We start from the raw sequence: 15,760 nt of genomic DNA on the forward strand, positions 1-15,760 counted from the left end.
GGATTATGCTGTACCTATACTTAGTATGAGAAAAGATCAGACTATTACCCTGCAACTAGATCATACCACCCGTAGTAGAAACGAATACAGTACTGTGCAGATAGAACCTCATCCTGATTTTGATATACACCCTACCGATATTATAGATGCCAAAGAAGTAACCATACGCTGCCTCAATAATGCTACTAATCTCTCACAAATTAAGATTACCGCAGATAACAATCCCGCAGGTATGCTAGAGATATATCACCCTAAACCCAAATCTATACAACTAAGATGGGTGTTTGTAGAGATCAAAGGGGGATTAGTAAACCCTGATAAAGATGAATTAGGAAAAAAAATTACAAAACAAAAACTAGAAAGTTATCTAAAAAAAGCCCTAATCCCTGCCTTAATTGACTTAGATATTGTTAATGAGGAAGCAGATATACTGGATATCCATAAACTAAGAGCATTAACTGCCAAAAGTAAGCTAGATCAAAAAGGAAACTATATCAAGCAATCTCTAGCTGAGTTTGATACTACATTTCAAAAAGGCGATCGTATCAAATTTACTGAGGCTGATAAAACTACATTTCTTAGAGAGTTGCATCATCTTTATAAAGCCGATACCATAGGTACCACTAATGTTGCGAATGAGATTATTCTATTTCTTACCAACCTAAAGTGTAGAATCCCTAATAACAATGATGCTTATGATTATTCTAATGGGATCAGTTTAACAGCAAGTGGGGTCTCTGCTATGTTTATAAAAAACGAAAAGATACAATCTGCTGTAGAAATCCCTCATGAGGTCTTGCATGCTATAGGACTACCCCATACCTTTATAGAAAAAGATAAAAAGGGCAAAACAATAAATAAAGGGCAAAAACATACCTTTACAAAAAAGAGTACCAAAAATTATATGGATTATAGTAGTATCAAAAAACAAACCCATAAATGGCAGTGGGATCAATTATATAACAGTAAATACACAAAGTAATGAAAACATATTGTATTACAATTATAACCATCTGTATATGTATTACTGCCTGTGATAGTACCAAACAGTTTACTACCAATGATACATTATGTAATTATGACGACCCTATATTTACGATTACCCAAGAAGAAATGACCTTTGATATAGATAGATATAAAAAGCAATTAAAAAAAGGAGGGAATATAATTATTGAAAATAATGATAGCTATACTAATATTATATATCAATGGAAAGGAGACAGTGTTATAACAAACAAACAAACAGATAAACAGGCAAACATAGAAAAAACCATAAAATATGATACTAAAGGTCAATCTTTAGTATCATATTTTATGTATCATTCAATACTTATAAATAAAGCAACCTATTACGATAATATCGGCAACATCAATAAAGTAATAGATCATAGGCAAGCAGATAAATACCCTATTTGTTATAAAGAAGCTCTAAAGATTACAGAAGGTTTAAAAAGAAAGAGAGATTCTATATTTGCTATTACCAGAGATAGCTTGGTAACTGATGTAAAAAAGACTTATGTATGGAAAGTCTTTATAGATGAGCCACAAGACCCAGAGGTTACACAACATGCCAAATCATGGTGCTATGTAATCAATGCACAAACTGGTAAAGTAATAAAAAAAGTAAAGGTTACAGCAAACCCTGGGTAAAATCAAATCCGTTCTATATAAAACTTCTAATAACTCAAGGTATATATTTAAGGAGGTTTAGTCCCCTTCTAACAAACGCTTCATGTTTACATTTTCATAATTTCGTCGCACAAAATCCATTGCTGTTTTTAGTACCTCTCCCATAGATTTACTACGTCTAAATTTTAAATCCAGAGTAAAATTGTACAAATGTTCTCTTAATTTTTTTACGTTCTCTTCTGTAGAGATAGCATCTTTACACATACATGCTACCAAAGTTTCATAACGAGATCTTGATGTAAGTACTCTTTTTGCCAAGATAGAACGCTCTTCTTTCTTATACTGTTCGATAGAGTTAGGTTGTAGTTTATTCATTACAATAGCCACCATATCATAATTTTCTTTAAAAAACTGAGGTTGATACACCTTTAATTTTCCTTCATAACACTGTTGATCAAAATCAATAGCTCTAATCTTGTATTCTACATGATCAAAATCATGAATTGGAATAATCACATAATTATAAGATCGCATATCCCCCAGTAATCGCATCTGGCAACGCTCATTAAATTTCACAAATTCTTTTGCTATCTGTGATTTGGCCTGGTCGCTCAAATCTGGCAAAAAGTCCTTGATAAATACATCTCCAGGAATTCCAGCTATGTGTTCTTCTATCAATGTATTTTTATATACCAAAAAGTTAATTCGGTTTGGAGAAAGCATATGTTCTAATTCTAAACCATAGATTCGCGATGCATCTGCCTTTTTTACATAAATATAAGTATAGTTATCATTAAGAATGTTCCTTACTTTTATTCTAAAAGGTTTTGAGTTCCCAAAAGTACAATAATCAATTGCATCAATATTCAAAAACTCTATTGCATCCTCATTACCATCAGAGTGAAGAATTGAGTATGCTTTTTTTAAGCTTGATTCTATTTCTGGGCGTTCATGTTCTTCATAATACACACGTACCCATAATGTATCCTCATCATTACTATCATATACAACTATAGACCCTGAAAACCTAAGTAGATCATCATAAAACACAGGTATTTTAATGGTACGATTGCACTCTTTTAGGTAAGCATCCAGTTTATCATTAATTGGATATGTTGGTTTTTTTTTAGACATTAATTTTTCTTCCATAACCTTCTCATTTCAACAAGCAAGTTACAATAACAAATCAAGAACTCTAAATCAAGTTTACATACTATTTTTTGAAAAATTATTTTGATTTGCAGGTAAAATTAAAACACGATTAAGGTTATTATAGCATCAAAAATCAATACATAACCTCTAGTTTTCTTGTAACAAAACCTTATACTTGTCGTCTTGTTTTATATAACCACCAAAAACAATTACAATTGGAAAATATTCTCACTATAAATAATCTCACCAAAAAATTTGGGGCACTTACTGCCGTCAAAGACTTATCTTTTACTATAAAAAAAGGAAATGTATACGGTATTCTTGGGCCAAATGGAAGTGGTAAATCTACTACCTTGGGTATTGTTCTTAATGTCGTTAATAGTACTTCTGGTAGTTTTACTTGGTTTGACGGAAACACGTCTACACACCAAGCATTAAAAAAGGTAGGAGCTATTATTGAGCGTCCTAATTTTTACCCATACATGACCGCAGAACAAAACCTTAAACTGGTATGTAAAATCAAAGAGGTATCTGATCATAAAATCGATGAAAAGCTTGAAACAGTAGGTTTATTAGATAGAAAAAACAGTAAATTCAAAACTTTCTCTTTAGGAATGAAGCAGCGTCTAGCCATCGCTTCTGCTCTGCTTAACGATCCAGAAATCCTTATTCTAGATGAACCTACCAATGGTCTAGACCCACAAGGTATACATCAGATCAGGGAAATTATTAAAAAGATTGCTGCAAAAGGCACTACCATATTATTAGCTTCTCACTTACTTGACGAAGTAGAAAAAGTATGTAGCCACGTTGTTATCATAAGAAAAGGGGTAAAATTATACTCTGGACCCGTTGATGATATGAATAAAAGTTTTGGGTTCTTTGAGTTAAAAAGTGAGCAAAAATCTGCATTACTCATATGGTTATCAAAACAAAATACTTTTAAAGATTTTAAAGAAGAGGAGGACAACAAAATCACTGCCTTTCTAGCACAAGAATTAGATGCAGAAAGCCTTAACAGGCAACTTTTTGAAGAAGGAATTGTACTTACTCACCTCGTAAAAAGAAAAGAAAGCTTAGAGGAACAATTCTTACAATTAACCAACAATTTAAACTAAAAACCATGCTACGACTCCTTCAGATAGAATTCATAAAACTTTGGAACAATAAATCAAGTAAATTCTTAATCTTATGTTACTTTGGTTTATTAGTCTCGATTGCACTATTTGCATCAATCAAATTTAATATTGGACCAATACGATTTCATCTTGCAGAGATGGGAATCTTTAGCTTTCCATACATCTGGCATTTTAACACCTTTATTGCCGCTCTTTTTAAACTCTTTTTAGCAATCATCATAGTATCTATGGTTGCCAATGAATACAGTAATAAAACTTTAAAACAGAACCTAATCGATGGATTGAGCAAAAAAGAATTTATATTATCAAAGTTTCTTACTGTATTAGCTTTTTCTGCTATCTCTACACTATTTATTTTTGTTGTATCTCTACTCTTAGGCTTATCATTTTCTGATTTTAATGAAGTAGGTATCATCTTTAGAGATTTAGAGTATTTGATCGCTTATTTTATAAAATTAGTTGGTTTTTTCTCCTTTTGCTTATTTGTAGGAATACTTATTAAGCGATCTGCGTTTGCTTTAGGTTTTTTATTTATGTGGTTTATTATAGCAGAAATTTTTCCATACATCTACTTAATGTCTAAGTATTCAAAGGAATTTGCAGATAAAGTATTTGCTTTTTCCCCTTTTGGGTCTATGTGGAATCTAATTGCAGAACCATTCACAAGATTAAATGCCGTAAAATCTATCGCCAGCCAGGTTGGCGAAGAAGTAAATCGTGACTTTGCTGTACATTGGTATGAATTGTTAATCGTATTAGGCTGGACCTCTATTTTTATATTTCTATCGTATTATCTACTCAAAAAAAGAGACTTATAATAATAACATTACGTTAGCTTCTAGAAATAGAGACAGGTTGTATACTTATTTCTAGAAGCTACTATTGCTAGTTATAAATTAATCAATAATTAGTATGGATAAAATAATTATTGATCCATTTTTTTCAAGGAATAAAATGAGTTCAGTATCTTTATTCTGAAAAAGAAAGCTACATGAAGTTCGAACTTGAATCTGAATTCAAGCCTACAGGTGATCAGCCTGAAGCCATCCGACAACTAGTTAATGGTATTGAATCCAACGATAAATACCAAACCCTTCTGGGAGTAACAGGATCAGGAAAAACCTTTACTGCCGCCAATGTCATAAAAAGTGTACAACGACCTACACTTATATTAGCACATAATAAAACACTGGCAGCACAACTCTATTCAGAGTTTAAACAGTTTTTTCCTAAAAATGCAGTAGAATACTTTGTATCCTATTATGATTATTACCAACCAGAAGCCTATATTCCTACTTCGGGAACTTATATAGAAAAAGACTTATCCATCAATGATGAGATTGAAAAATTAAGGCTTAGTGCAACATCTTCTCTTCTTTCTGGCAGAAGAGATGTGCTTGTAGTAGCTTCTGTTTCTTGCCTATACGGTATAGGGAACCCTGTAGAATTTCAGAAAAATGTAATTTCTATCGAATCAGGACAACTTGTATCTAGAACTGCATTGTTGCACCGCTTGGTACAAAGTCTCTATTCAAGAACCGAGGCCGAATTCAAACATGGAAATTTTAGAATAAAAGGAGATACCGTAGATATTTTTCCTAGCTATGCTGATGATGCTTTTAGAATTCATTTTTTTGGAGATGAAATCGAAGAAATTGAAGCCTTTGATGTGCAAACAAATGCTATTATCGAAAAATATGACCGATTGAATATCTACCCTGCTAATATGTTTGTTACCTCACCAGAGGTACTAAATGCTTCTATTGATCAGATTGCTCTTGATCTGGGTAAACAGGTAGAATATTTTAAGGAAATTGGAAAACACTTAGAAGCGAAACGCTTGGAGGAACGCACCAATTTTGATCTAGAGATGATAAAAGAGCTTGGGTATTGCTCAGGAATAGAGAACTATTCTCGATATCTAGATGGTAGAGCTCCTGGTACAAGACCATTCTGCTTATTAGACTATTTTCCCGATGATTATTTGATGATTATTGATGAAAGCCATGTTACTGTACCCCAAACACATGCTATGTATGGTGGTGACCGCTCTAGAAAAGAAAACCTTGTAGAGTATGGTTTTAGACTTCCTGCCGCTATGGATAACAGGCCTTTAAAATTTGAAGAGCTCGAAGCATTACAAAACCAAGTTATCTATATTAGTGCTACCCCCGCTGATTATGAATTACAAAAGAGTGAAGGTATCTATGTAGAACAAATTATCAGACCTACAGGATTATTAGACCCTGTTATAGAGGTTCGTCCAAGCCTTAATCAGATTGATGATTTGATCGAAGAAATGCAAAAGCGAATTGACGTAGACGAACGTATTTTGGTAACAACCCTTACCAAAAGAATGGCAGAAGAACTGGCTAAATATCTTACACGAATTGACATACGATGTAGATATATTCATAGTGATGTAGATACATTAGAACGAGTAGAAATTATGCAAGATCTACGAAAAGGTATTTTTGATGTCCTTATAGGAGTAAATCTATTACGAGAAGGATTAGATTTACCAGAGGTATCACTGGTTGCTATTCTTGATGCTGATAAAGAAGGCTTTTTAAGAAATAAAAGATCTTTGGTACAAACTGTAGGAAGAGCCGCTAGAAATGTAAACGGAAAAGCGATTATGTATGCAGATAAAATTACAGATAGTATGCAAAAAACTATGGATGATACAGAATACAGACGCCAAAAACAAATCGCTTACAATACCAAACATGGCATTACCCCTACTGCGATCAAAAAATCTATGGACAATGCTTTATATGGCAAAAAAATAGAACCATACACATTTGAGCCTGCTCCTACTCTAAAAGCTGCAGAAGAAGAGACCGCATATTACACCAAGGAACAACTTGAATCTCGCATTCGTAATGTACGTACCGCAATGGAAAAAGCTGCCAAAGAATTAGATTTTGTATCTGCTGCTCAATTACGAGATGAAATAAAAATGCTACAAGGCAAAATTCAAGATCAAAAAGTATAAGTACTATTATATACTCAACAATTATCTTTCAATATTTTATATTAAAAAATATGCCTCATTTTATCTTAGATTGCTCAGAACATATTCTTGAATTAAAAACTCCAGAGGAAATTATACAGGCAGTATATAATACAGCTCATGCTACAGGACTTTTTGCCAAAGGAGATATTAAAGTACGAATAAACCCTTATAAATATTATACTATAGGAAACACTAAAAATGATTTTATTCATGTATTCGGAAACTTGATGGAGGGCAGAAATGAAGCCCAAAAAGCCAATCTCTCTAAAAAAGTCATCCAAACTTTAAAAACAATGTTCCCCGATGTTCCTATCCTATCAATCAACCTTAGAGATTTTGAAAAATCTTCCTACTGTAATAAATCAATGGTCTAACACCATTTTATCTGTTATAAAAAATTCATAACATGAGTTCTTATCAACGTAAAACACCATTAAAAAATGATTGCTCAATAGAAAAAACGTTACTTCTTATTTCAGGAAAATGGAAACCTGCAATACTAAGTGAACTTTTAAAAAGAAATCTACGATTAAAAGATATACAGGAGGGGTTACCAGAAGCCTCAAAAAGAGCATTGACTCAGCAGCTAAAGGAGATGATAGAGGATAGTTTGATTCAAAAAAAAGATTTTAATCAATATCCTAAAAAAACCGAATACTCTATAACACCTTTAGGCAATAAACTTACCCCAGTTTTTAAAGCACTGACAGAGTTTGGTGATCAATTGTAATAGTGCAAAATTCACCCCTTATTTGATAATTGATACAAACAAAATAGTTTTGTCTTTCTATAATTATTAAATAAAAAAAAGATGAATCAAAAAGGAGTAATACTACAGGGAAGCTCAAGAAGTAGCGGAAATACCAATGTGATAGCATTATTTATACAAGAAAAAACAGGATTCGATATCATTGATTTAAAACCTAAAAACATCGGTCCTTTTGATTACGATTTAAAAAACAAAGACGATGATTTTATACCTCTCTTTAAAGAGATCGTTGATAAATACGACACACTCATTTTTGCAACCCCAGTATATTGGTACACTATGAGCGGAATAATGAAAAACTTTATGGATAGAATCACTGATTGCTTAAAAACTGAAAAAGAAATAGGGCGAAAACTAAGAGGTAAAAAAATGGGATTGATCAGTTGTGGTTCTGATTCAGAACTAAAAGAAGGTTTCACCATGCCATTTGTAGAAAGCGCAAATTATCTAGGGATGTCTTATTTAGGAGATATTCATACTTGGCTTGAAAATGGTGTAATTACAAGCTCTCTACAACATGAATTACATATTTTTATTGAGAAAAAAATAACGCCATCCAAATAAAGTAGTTAACCTTTAATAATCGTATCAATCAAAAAAAAGCATTAATCATTACAATTAATGCTTTATAAAACAACTATTTAAACAAATAGTGTTTTTCATAATACTACCATAAAAAACATTAAAACTGAAAACGATATCCAAAATCAGGAAAAAATCCAATTTGATCTACTTGATCCACTTGATTCGTCAAACGATTATATCGTCGTGTAAAAATATTCGCATTATTTGTTACATTTTGTAAGTCTATATAAAACTGATGAGAACGTTTCTTTGATGCACTATTTATTTTATATCCAAATTTCACATCCCATCTAACATAGTCATCATTTTGCTTACTAAAAGCACGTTCTTCTTGTAAAACCTCGAAACCCACTAATTGTGAGGCTTCCAAATTTACTGGTGTATAGTATCTCCCTCCAGATACTGTAACCTTAGTATCAAAAAACAAGACATTCTTCTTCGCCTTACCTATTGTAAATTCCTTTCCCGCAAGAAGATTTAACACATACCCATTATTAAAAGGAGTATTACGTTCTATCCCATCACTCCCTTTATATTTACTTTCAAACAATGAGGTAGTCAACAGCCCATAATATCCATCTCTAAAAAATTTTTCTAAAGTCAGTTCTATACCTTGATTATATCCCGTTCCTTCATTTACCAATGATACTCGATCATTTTCAAACCCAAAATCAGCTCCTTCATTTAATGAAGAATAGCTAGATAAAAAAGGCTCTACAGCGGCATTATCAATATCCTGATAATATGCCTCTATTTTACCTCTCCATCCTTTACTTATCTTCACATCATATCCTAACACATAATGAGTACTTCTCACAAAGTCTAAATCTCTATTTGTTTGCTTCAATGCTCCATTAATCTCTTCATTCAAAAACAATAGGGGTAGCGATACTGGTTGATGGTGTATCCCATACCCCAGGCTAAAACGATGATTTTTGTCTATTTTATAATTTATTCCCGCTCTTGGTTCTATCACAAATTGCTCGTTTAAGCTACTGTATTGGCTATGTACACCCGCATTTAATGTTAATTTCTTAGTAAGTCGAAATTGCCCTTGAATATATGGTTGAATAACCGTAAGCCCCTCATCTATATCTATAAAAGTAAACAGATCAGGGTCTCCATCACCATTAATATCTGGCTGTTTTTCTCTGTCTCGTTGCACCGATTCTATTCCAAAATTCTCTATCAAGATTCCTGTTCGCAGTGTACTCTTACTACTCAGTTTAGAATTAAAAAGTGTAGAAAATGTAATTCTTGATTCAGTATTATCAGATTCGGTATATTTTATAATTCGTTCTTCTGCTGTATTTTTATTAATAAAACGATCTGCCTGAAACTCATTTGCTGCAAAAGATCTGGCGATTATAGTTTTCAAAAAAGAAGAATTCCCTATACTTACTTTATGTTTTAACCCAATAACCCCAAAGCCAGAATCTGCAAATGAATTTTCATCTTCGGCAGCAAATAGATCATCCTCATCAATATCATCACCCACAAACTCAATATCAGAAAAACCTACGATTCCAAATAGTGAAAAATTACCTAATTTACTTTTACCAAAATCTATATTAAATGAAACATCGTAATAGTTAGGTATGGCAGATGTACCTCCTGCTCCTATCCCTAATATACTCGTCATAGAGTATCTTCCTGAAACTAAAAACGATCCATTGTTTTTTCCTAAAGGTCCTTCTGCCATTGCTTCTAAACCACTAAAAACTCCTACTTGTCCCGTAAACTCATAGTCATCAATGTTACCTTTGCGAAATCCAAGATCAAACACTCCCCCAATCGCATTACCATATTCTGATGGGAATGCAGATGTAATAAAATCTGAATTTTTTAAAAGATTTGGGTTTAATGCAGAAACAGGGCTTCCAGTAGTTCCCACAGTTGAAAAATGATTTGGACTAGGAATAGGTATTCCTTCTAATCGCCATAATAAACCTACAGGAGAATTACCACGTATTACAATATCATTTCTACTATCATCAGGAGCAGAAACTCCTGCGAAATTTGCAGCTAATCTACCTACATCACTTCTACCTCCAGAAAAACGAGTTACCTCTTCTACTCCAAATTGTCTCGCAGAAACAGAAGTAAGTTTATTTATAGCTTTAGCCTTACTTGTTTCTGAGGTAATAATAATCTCATCAAGCCGATCAAAGGCTTCTGTCAATGACACATTAACTGATGCATCTTTACCAGAGGTCACTACAATATTTGGTAAGGTTACAGATTCAAAACCTATAAAACTCACTCGTATTGTTTGACGCCCCAGTGGCACGTTCTCTAATACAAAATAGCCATCAATATCAGTTATTACACCTATAGCCTCTTCAACATTTAATAATTCGATTGTCGCCCCAGGTAAAGGGGCTTCTGATTGCCTATCAACAACAAACCCTTTTACAATTCCAGTTTGAGCGCTTGTAATATATCCTAGTAATAGAACAAGTATAAAAGTGATTTTTTTCATAATTTGATTACTAATTTTAATCAAAACTGTAATTTCTTTTGGAGTGGTGAAAACAGAAAATATCGAATTGGGATTTTTATGATTGAATTGCCAAAAATAAACTTGAGTGATAGGTTATAGAGTGATACATATAGAATATCTATTTAATCTTTATCTATAACAATTCAATTCTTAATTCGACAATTGAGAGTAACTATAAACAATTAGTACCTATCTGTTATGTATATTTACCGCACTATGTCTAGAAAATTACTAGTAATCAAATGATCTCAAAAACATATCTAAAGAAATTCACATTACGTTTTCTAACTATGAATGTGATTTATTTTCTTGCCAAATCAACTGTTGATCATGATGATACTATTACTGTCATTGACCCTACAAGTATATTTTATTACTGTAGTTCTTTTTTTCTTTTGATGTTGGTTTGGGAAACTAATGATTGGCTAATAAGAAAAGAGACTAAATCTTATTCAGATAAAACTCTTGATATAAATAGTGGAATTAAAATCATTACTACAAACATGGTTATTTTTATTCCGATTGCGGCTTTTATATACTACCTAGGTATTTTCCATTTCAATCATATTTGTGAAATCTATGTTGATACTCCTTGGTTATTATTCAGAATAGATATTCTTAGAGCTATTTTATTAGCTTTTGTTGTTATTATTTTTAATCTTTTTTACTATTCCTTAGAACAAAAAAAAGAGTTAGAGAATAAGATGGATCGATTAAAAAAAGAAATGATCACTTCTAAGTATAAGTCATTAAAAGAACAAATTAGTCCTCATTTTTTATTCAATAGCCTAAACACTCTTACATCTCTAATGTATGAAGACAGAGATCTTGCTTCTGATTTTGTATCAAGATTAGCAACATGTTATCGATATATTCTTGATAATCGAGAAGAAGACCTAGTGAGCCTAGAAAAAGAGCTTAATTTTTTGGATTCTTTTATATTTATGATGAATATTAGGCATGAGGGAGCGTTACGTATTAAAACCAATATATCTATCAACTCAAAAGAATATATAATACCTACATTATCCTTACAAATGCTTGTTGAGAACGCATTAAAACATAATTATTATTCTAAAGAGAAACCTTTAGAAATTAATATTGTTACCACAGATAACCATACTATTATAATTAAGAATAATCTACACATAAGAAAACAAGACAAAGAATCAACGCAACTAGGACTTAAAAACATATCAAACAGATATTCTTTTTACACTGATAAGGAGATCATAATAACGTCTGATAACACACACTTTATGGTTGCCATTCCCTTATTACCAAAAAACATAAAAGAAAGTACAATAGTAAAAGCTTTACAGAAATGACTGCAGTAATTGTTGAAGATGAAAATATTGCCTCAAGGCGTTTAGCCAATCTTATAAAAGAACTGGCTCCAGAAATAGAAATTACCGCCCAGATCACTTCTGTTGAAAACTGGGAAGATTGGTTTAAGAATAATTTATTACCTGATTTACTGTTTCTAGACATTCAATTAAATGATGGATATGGATTTGACATCTTAGATAGTATAGAGGATCACCCTCCTGTAATATTTACTACTGCATTTAATGAATATGCTATAAGAGGTTTTAAGTACAATGGATTAGATTACCTCTTGAAACCTATAGTCAAAGAAGATTTAAAAAACGCATTGGCAAAATACCAGAAAAACATTGCTCGTATTAACAAACCTAAAGTCGAAGATAAATTTGAGCACATCAAAAACTTATTCGCCAAAGAATATAAACGTCGATTTATGGTTAAAATAGGGAACCAATTTAGCACTTTTGATGTAGATGATATTGCTTATTTTAAATCGCATGAAGGGGTTATTTTCTTATATTCTCATACTGGTAAACAATATCCAATAGAATATACTATCGATCAGCTTGAGGATATTCTAAATCCTATTCATTTTTTCAGGATCAACAGGAAATTTATGATTTCTGTAAAAGCAGTAATAGAAATTCATAGTTATTTCAACAGTAGATTACTTATAAAACTACATCCAATTTGTGATGAACAAATTATTGTTTCCAGAGAACGTACTTCTAATTTTAAAAAGTGGCTGGATCTTTAATTGTATATCAAAAAAAACGCCTTTTATAAAAAGGCGTTTTTTATAATCATTCTAATTCTTCTGAACCTGAGTCTTTTTTAGATTTTAATCGTTTAGCATCTTTAAGACTTTTATGGATCATCCATTCTAATTGTCCATTAACACTACGAAACTCATCATCTGCCCATTTTTCAATTAACTTGAAAGTTTCGGGATCAATTCTTAAGACAAACGATTTTTTTTTACTCATATATTATGCATGTAATGTTCCTGCATTAATTACAGGAGTTGCTTCTTTATCTCCACACAAAACAACCATTAGATTACTTACCATAGATGCTTTTTTATCATCATCAAAATCGATAATACCATCAGAAGACAGTTTAGTTAATGCGTCTTCTACCATACCCACAGCTCCTTCTACTATCTTTTTACGAGCCGCTACAATAGCAACTGCTTGCTGTCTTTTCAGCATAGAACTTGCAATTTCAGGGGCATATGCTAAATACCCTATTCTCGCTTCCATCACTTTTATTCCCGCAATGGCAAGACGTTCAGTAATTTCATTTTCTAGAGCTTCATTTACTTCCCTCATACCAGATAACAAAGTAATTTCATGCTCGCCCTCTGCGAAATTATCATAAGGATAAGAACCCGCTAGTTTTCTTACAGCAGCATCCGTTTGTACTCTAACAAATTCTTCATATTGATCCACATCAAAAGCAGCCTTATATGTATCTTCTACCTTCCACACCAAAATTACATTAATCAAAATCGGATTACCAATTTTATCATTTACTTTTACTCGTTCACTATAAAAATTTCTTGCTCGTAATGAAATTCTCTGTTTGGTATAAAAAGGATTTGCCCAAAAGAATCCATTCTTTTTAATTGTTCCTTTATATGCTCCAAAAAGCACTAATACCTTAGAACTATTAGGATTCACAATAAAAAACCCTTTTGCAATAAAAACTACTGCAACCAGTAAAACTAAAAACAAATAATTGGTTAAGATGGTAACTCCTACTATCATCATCAGTATCAAAACTAATAATATACCTAATACTACATAACCATTATTTGCTTTTATTTCATTTTCGTTTTTCATAATAATATCATTTTGATATCACAATAATACAAAAAAAATAATTTATAAACATATTTAGATCCATAAAAATGTAATTAATCTTTAAAAGAAAAACAGTTAAATAAATTATAGGGTGATTTCATAAAAGCAAAAAACGCCTTTTATAAAAAGGCGTTTTCACAACATTAATTAACTAAATAAAATCTCAAATCCAATTATAGGATCTCAATCAACCTTTTGGGTTGTACTTTTGCTTCTTCTTTTTTAGGGAGCTTTACAAATAATACTCCATTTTCATAAGAAGCTTCAATTTGATTCACATTTACTGTTTCTGGTAAATCGAACGCTCTTTTGAATGTGCTATAGCTAAACTCTTTTCGGGTGTATTCACTAGAATCTTTTGTTTCTTTTTCTGATGTAGATTGAGATGAAATAGTTAGCACATTATTATCTAATTCTAGATTAAAACTTTCTTTAACAAGCCCTGGAGCTGCAAGCTCTACTTTGAATTCTTCTTCTGTCTCTTTGACATTGACCGCAGGAGTATTAACACCTATTTTATTGGTATTTGTTGTTCCTCCTAACCAATCCGTTGTAAAGAAATCATCAAAAAGGAAAGGTAATCTGTCTGTTCTTTTTAGTAAACTCATTGTTTTATTTTTTTAAGTTATTTAAAATCATATTTACAATGAGTACATATCAATTTGGATTCCAACACAAAATAAATGACATTTTGACCGATTCACATAACGAAAATAAGACAAAATGACATTTTTGTTTACTATATATTGACAAAAGTTCACTCAAAACCCAACTAAGTATCTCTGAATATTTTATCAAACAACAAAAAGCCTGAAAATACTACTAGATTTTCAGGCTTCTATTTTTGAATTAAAATCACAAGATCGTCACTATTTTATCTCTAATAAAATAGCCTATCAAATCCTATTATTTGTTTAATTATAAAATGTAGTAAAAATAGCTATCAACTCCTTTGGCGGGATTACTTTATTAGGATATTCATGCATCTTTTCAAGAACAGTATCTACAGCTTCTAATCGCAAGCCCATTTTTAACCCCATATCTTTAATTGCTTGAATTTCTAATGGAGAAGCCTCCTGATCTATATTCATCAATAAAACCAATCTATGAAACTGAAGAATCCTTTGTGATTCTGGTTGTAAGCTTTTTTTCTCAACCTCTCCTTTCATCAAAAAGTCTACTTCTTCTTTTTCTATTCCGAGCTGTGATGCTACTGCTACAATAAAATTATACTCTTGTTCTTTAAAATTTTTATCCGCTTTTGCAAACTGTATCATCTCAGAAAGCAAGCTTAATTTCTCATCTTTACTATGCATAAACCAATTACTTTTACTCGAAAATAATAAAATTTCCTGCAATTCAACACTTTTCTTCTAATCCTACCTTATATTTTCATCTTATTTTACATTTAAAACATATACCTTTGCCCTATGGGTTTAACAAACAATGACATTTTCAAAAAACTAAGAGTTGCACATAAATTAAGGGATGATGATATTATAAAGATATGCTCATTAGTTGATTTTAAAGTTACCAAAAGCGAACTAGGAGCTATGTTTAGAAATGAGAATCATCCTAAATACATGGAGTGTGGTGATCAGATTTTGCGTAATTTCTTAAATGGATTAGTTATCCACCTAAGAGGACCAATGCCGAAAAAAGAGAAGCCTATTCCTAAAAATAAGAAGACAGACTAACGTTTTTTACTTCAAAATAAATGCTTAATTTGGTTAGTGAGAGTATTTTTTCTCATTAACCACTTAATTCAAGTAT

The 15,760-nt window shown here is 31.7% G+C and carries 16 protein-coding genes and 1 pseudogene; 11 read left to right on the plus strand and 6 right to left on the minus strand.

Features of this window, described 5'->3' with window-relative positions; translation table 11 throughout:
- Positions 1–982 (plus strand): annotated as a pseudogene (locus DG508_RS21320) (hypothetical protein); the annotation flags it as partial.
- Positions 982–1,650 carry a hypothetical protein gene (locus tag DG508_RS10185; RefSeq protein ID WP_108868042.1) on the plus strand — a complete coding sequence of 223 codons (669 nt, stop codon included), beginning with the start codon at positions 982–984 and terminating at the stop codon, positions 1,648–1,650. The pseudogene DG508_RS21320 and the gene DG508_RS10185, both read left to right, overlap by 1 nt.
- Before the next feature lie 57 nt (positions 1,651–1,707).
- Here DG508_RS10185 and DG508_RS10190 read toward each other — a convergent pair whose 3' ends face one another.
- Entirely contained in the window at positions 1,708–2,778 is a 1,071-nt protein-coding gene (locus tag DG508_RS10190) for a hypothetical protein (protein WP_108868043.1), read from the minus strand.
- A gap of 218 nt (positions 2,779–2,996) precedes the next feature.
- Between DG508_RS10190 and DG508_RS10195 the strand changes: the two genes are divergently transcribed.
- The 6 genes from DG508_RS10195 to DG508_RS10220 all read left to right on the plus strand — a co-directional run bounded on the left by DG508_RS10195 (position 2,997) and on the right by DG508_RS10220 (position 8,272).
- Positions 2,997–3,899 carry an ABC transporter ATP-binding protein gene (locus tag DG508_RS10195; RefSeq protein WP_108868044.1) on the plus strand — a complete coding sequence of 301 codons (903 nt, stop codon included), beginning with the start codon at positions 2,997–2,999 and terminating at the stop codon, positions 3,897–3,899.
- 5 nt (positions 3,900–3,904) lie between these two features.
- A complete protein-coding gene (locus DG508_RS10200) occupies positions 3,905–4,738 on the plus strand; it encodes an ABC transporter permease (protein WP_108868045.1) in 834 nt (277 codons plus the stop codon).
- A gap of 173 nt (positions 4,739–4,911) precedes the next feature.
- On the plus strand, positions 4,912–6,918 hold the full coding sequence (uvrB, locus tag DG508_RS10205; protein ID WP_108868046.1) for an excinuclease ABC subunit UvrB: 2,007 nt from the start codon (positions 4,912–4,914) through the stop codon (positions 6,916–6,918).
- Between the two features lie 50 nt (positions 6,919–6,968).
- On the plus strand, positions 6,969–7,313 hold the full coding sequence (locus tag DG508_RS10210) for a 5-carboxymethyl-2-hydroxymuconate Delta-isomerase (protein ID WP_108868047.1): 345 nt from the start codon (positions 6,969–6,971) through the stop codon (positions 7,311–7,313).
- 32 nt (positions 7,314–7,345) lie between these two features.
- Complete coding sequence (locus tag DG508_RS10215) at positions 7,346–7,669, plus strand: winged helix-turn-helix transcriptional regulator (protein ID WP_108868048.1); 324 nt, start codon at positions 7,346–7,348, stop codon at positions 7,667–7,669.
- An 81-nt stretch (positions 7,670–7,750) separates the two neighbouring features.
- Positions 7,751–8,272 carry a flavodoxin family protein gene (locus DG508_RS10220; RefSeq protein ID WP_108868049.1) on the plus strand — a complete coding sequence of 174 codons (522 nt, stop codon included), beginning with the start codon at positions 7,751–7,753 and terminating at the stop codon, positions 8,270–8,272.
- A 118-nt stretch (positions 8,273–8,390) separates the two neighbouring features.
- Here DG508_RS10220 and DG508_RS10225 read toward each other — a convergent pair whose 3' ends face one another.
- On the minus strand, positions 8,391–10,775 hold the full coding sequence (locus tag DG508_RS10225; RefSeq protein WP_108868050.1) for a TonB-dependent receptor: 2,385 nt from the start codon (positions 10,773–10,775) through the stop codon (positions 8,391–8,393).
- Between the two features lie 263 nt (positions 10,776–11,038).
- Between DG508_RS10225 and DG508_RS10230 the strand changes: the two genes are divergently transcribed.
- Both DG508_RS10230 and DG508_RS10235 read left to right on the plus strand, forming a co-directional pair.
- Positions 11,039–12,124, plus strand: coding sequence for a sensor histidine kinase (locus tag DG508_RS10230; RefSeq protein WP_108868051.1), 1,086 nt, complete (start codon positions 11,039–11,041; stop codon positions 12,122–12,124).
- Positions 12,121–12,879 (plus strand): LytR/AlgR family response regulator transcription factor, encoded by a 759-nt coding sequence (locus tag DG508_RS10235; RefSeq protein WP_108868052.1) that lies wholly within the window; start codon positions 12,121–12,123, stop codon positions 12,877–12,879. The genes DG508_RS10230 and DG508_RS10235 overlap by 4 nt, the downstream gene beginning before the upstream one ends.
- A gap of 46 nt (positions 12,880–12,925) precedes the next feature.
- Here DG508_RS10235 and DG508_RS10240 read toward each other — a convergent pair whose 3' ends face one another.
- The 4 genes from DG508_RS10240 to DG508_RS10255 all read right to left on the minus strand — a co-directional run bounded on the left by DG508_RS10240 (position 12,926) and on the right by DG508_RS10255 (position 15,303).
- The gene (locus tag DG508_RS10240) at positions 12,926–13,108 is read right to left on the minus strand and encodes a type II toxin-antitoxin system antitoxin (RefSeq protein ID WP_103867112.1); all 183 of its coding nucleotides are present in this window, start codon (positions 13,106–13,108) and stop codon (positions 12,926–12,928) included.
- A gap of 3 nt (positions 13,109–13,111) precedes the next feature.
- Positions 13,112–13,966, minus strand: a complete 855-nt coding sequence (locus DG508_RS10245; RefSeq protein ID WP_108868053.1) for an SPFH domain-containing protein — start codon at positions 13,964–13,966, stop codon at positions 13,112–13,114.
- Positions 13,967–14,160: 194 nt separating this feature from the next.
- The gene (locus DG508_RS10250; RefSeq protein ID WP_108868054.1) at positions 14,161–14,595 is read right to left on the minus strand and encodes an Hsp20/alpha crystallin family protein; all 435 of its coding nucleotides are present in this window, start codon (positions 14,593–14,595) and stop codon (positions 14,161–14,163) included.
- A 306-nt stretch (positions 14,596–14,901) separates the two neighbouring features.
- The gene (locus DG508_RS10255; RefSeq protein ID WP_108868055.1) at positions 14,902–15,303 is read right to left on the minus strand and encodes a TerB family tellurite resistance protein; all 402 of its coding nucleotides are present in this window, start codon (positions 15,301–15,303) and stop codon (positions 14,902–14,904) included.
- 114 nt (positions 15,304–15,417) lie between these two features.
- Between DG508_RS10255 and DG508_RS10260 the strand changes: the two genes are divergently transcribed.
- Positions 15,418–15,684, plus strand: coding sequence for a DUF1456 family protein (locus DG508_RS10260; protein ID WP_103867311.1), 267 nt, complete (start codon positions 15,418–15,420; stop codon positions 15,682–15,684).
- Positions 15,685–15,760: the final 76 nt, after the last annotated feature.

It is taken from the genome of Aquimarina aquimarini (assembly GCF_900299535.1).
GTDB classification, from domain to species: Bacteria; Bacteroidota; Bacteroidia; order Flavobacteriales; family Flavobacteriaceae; genus Aquimarina; species Aquimarina aquimarini.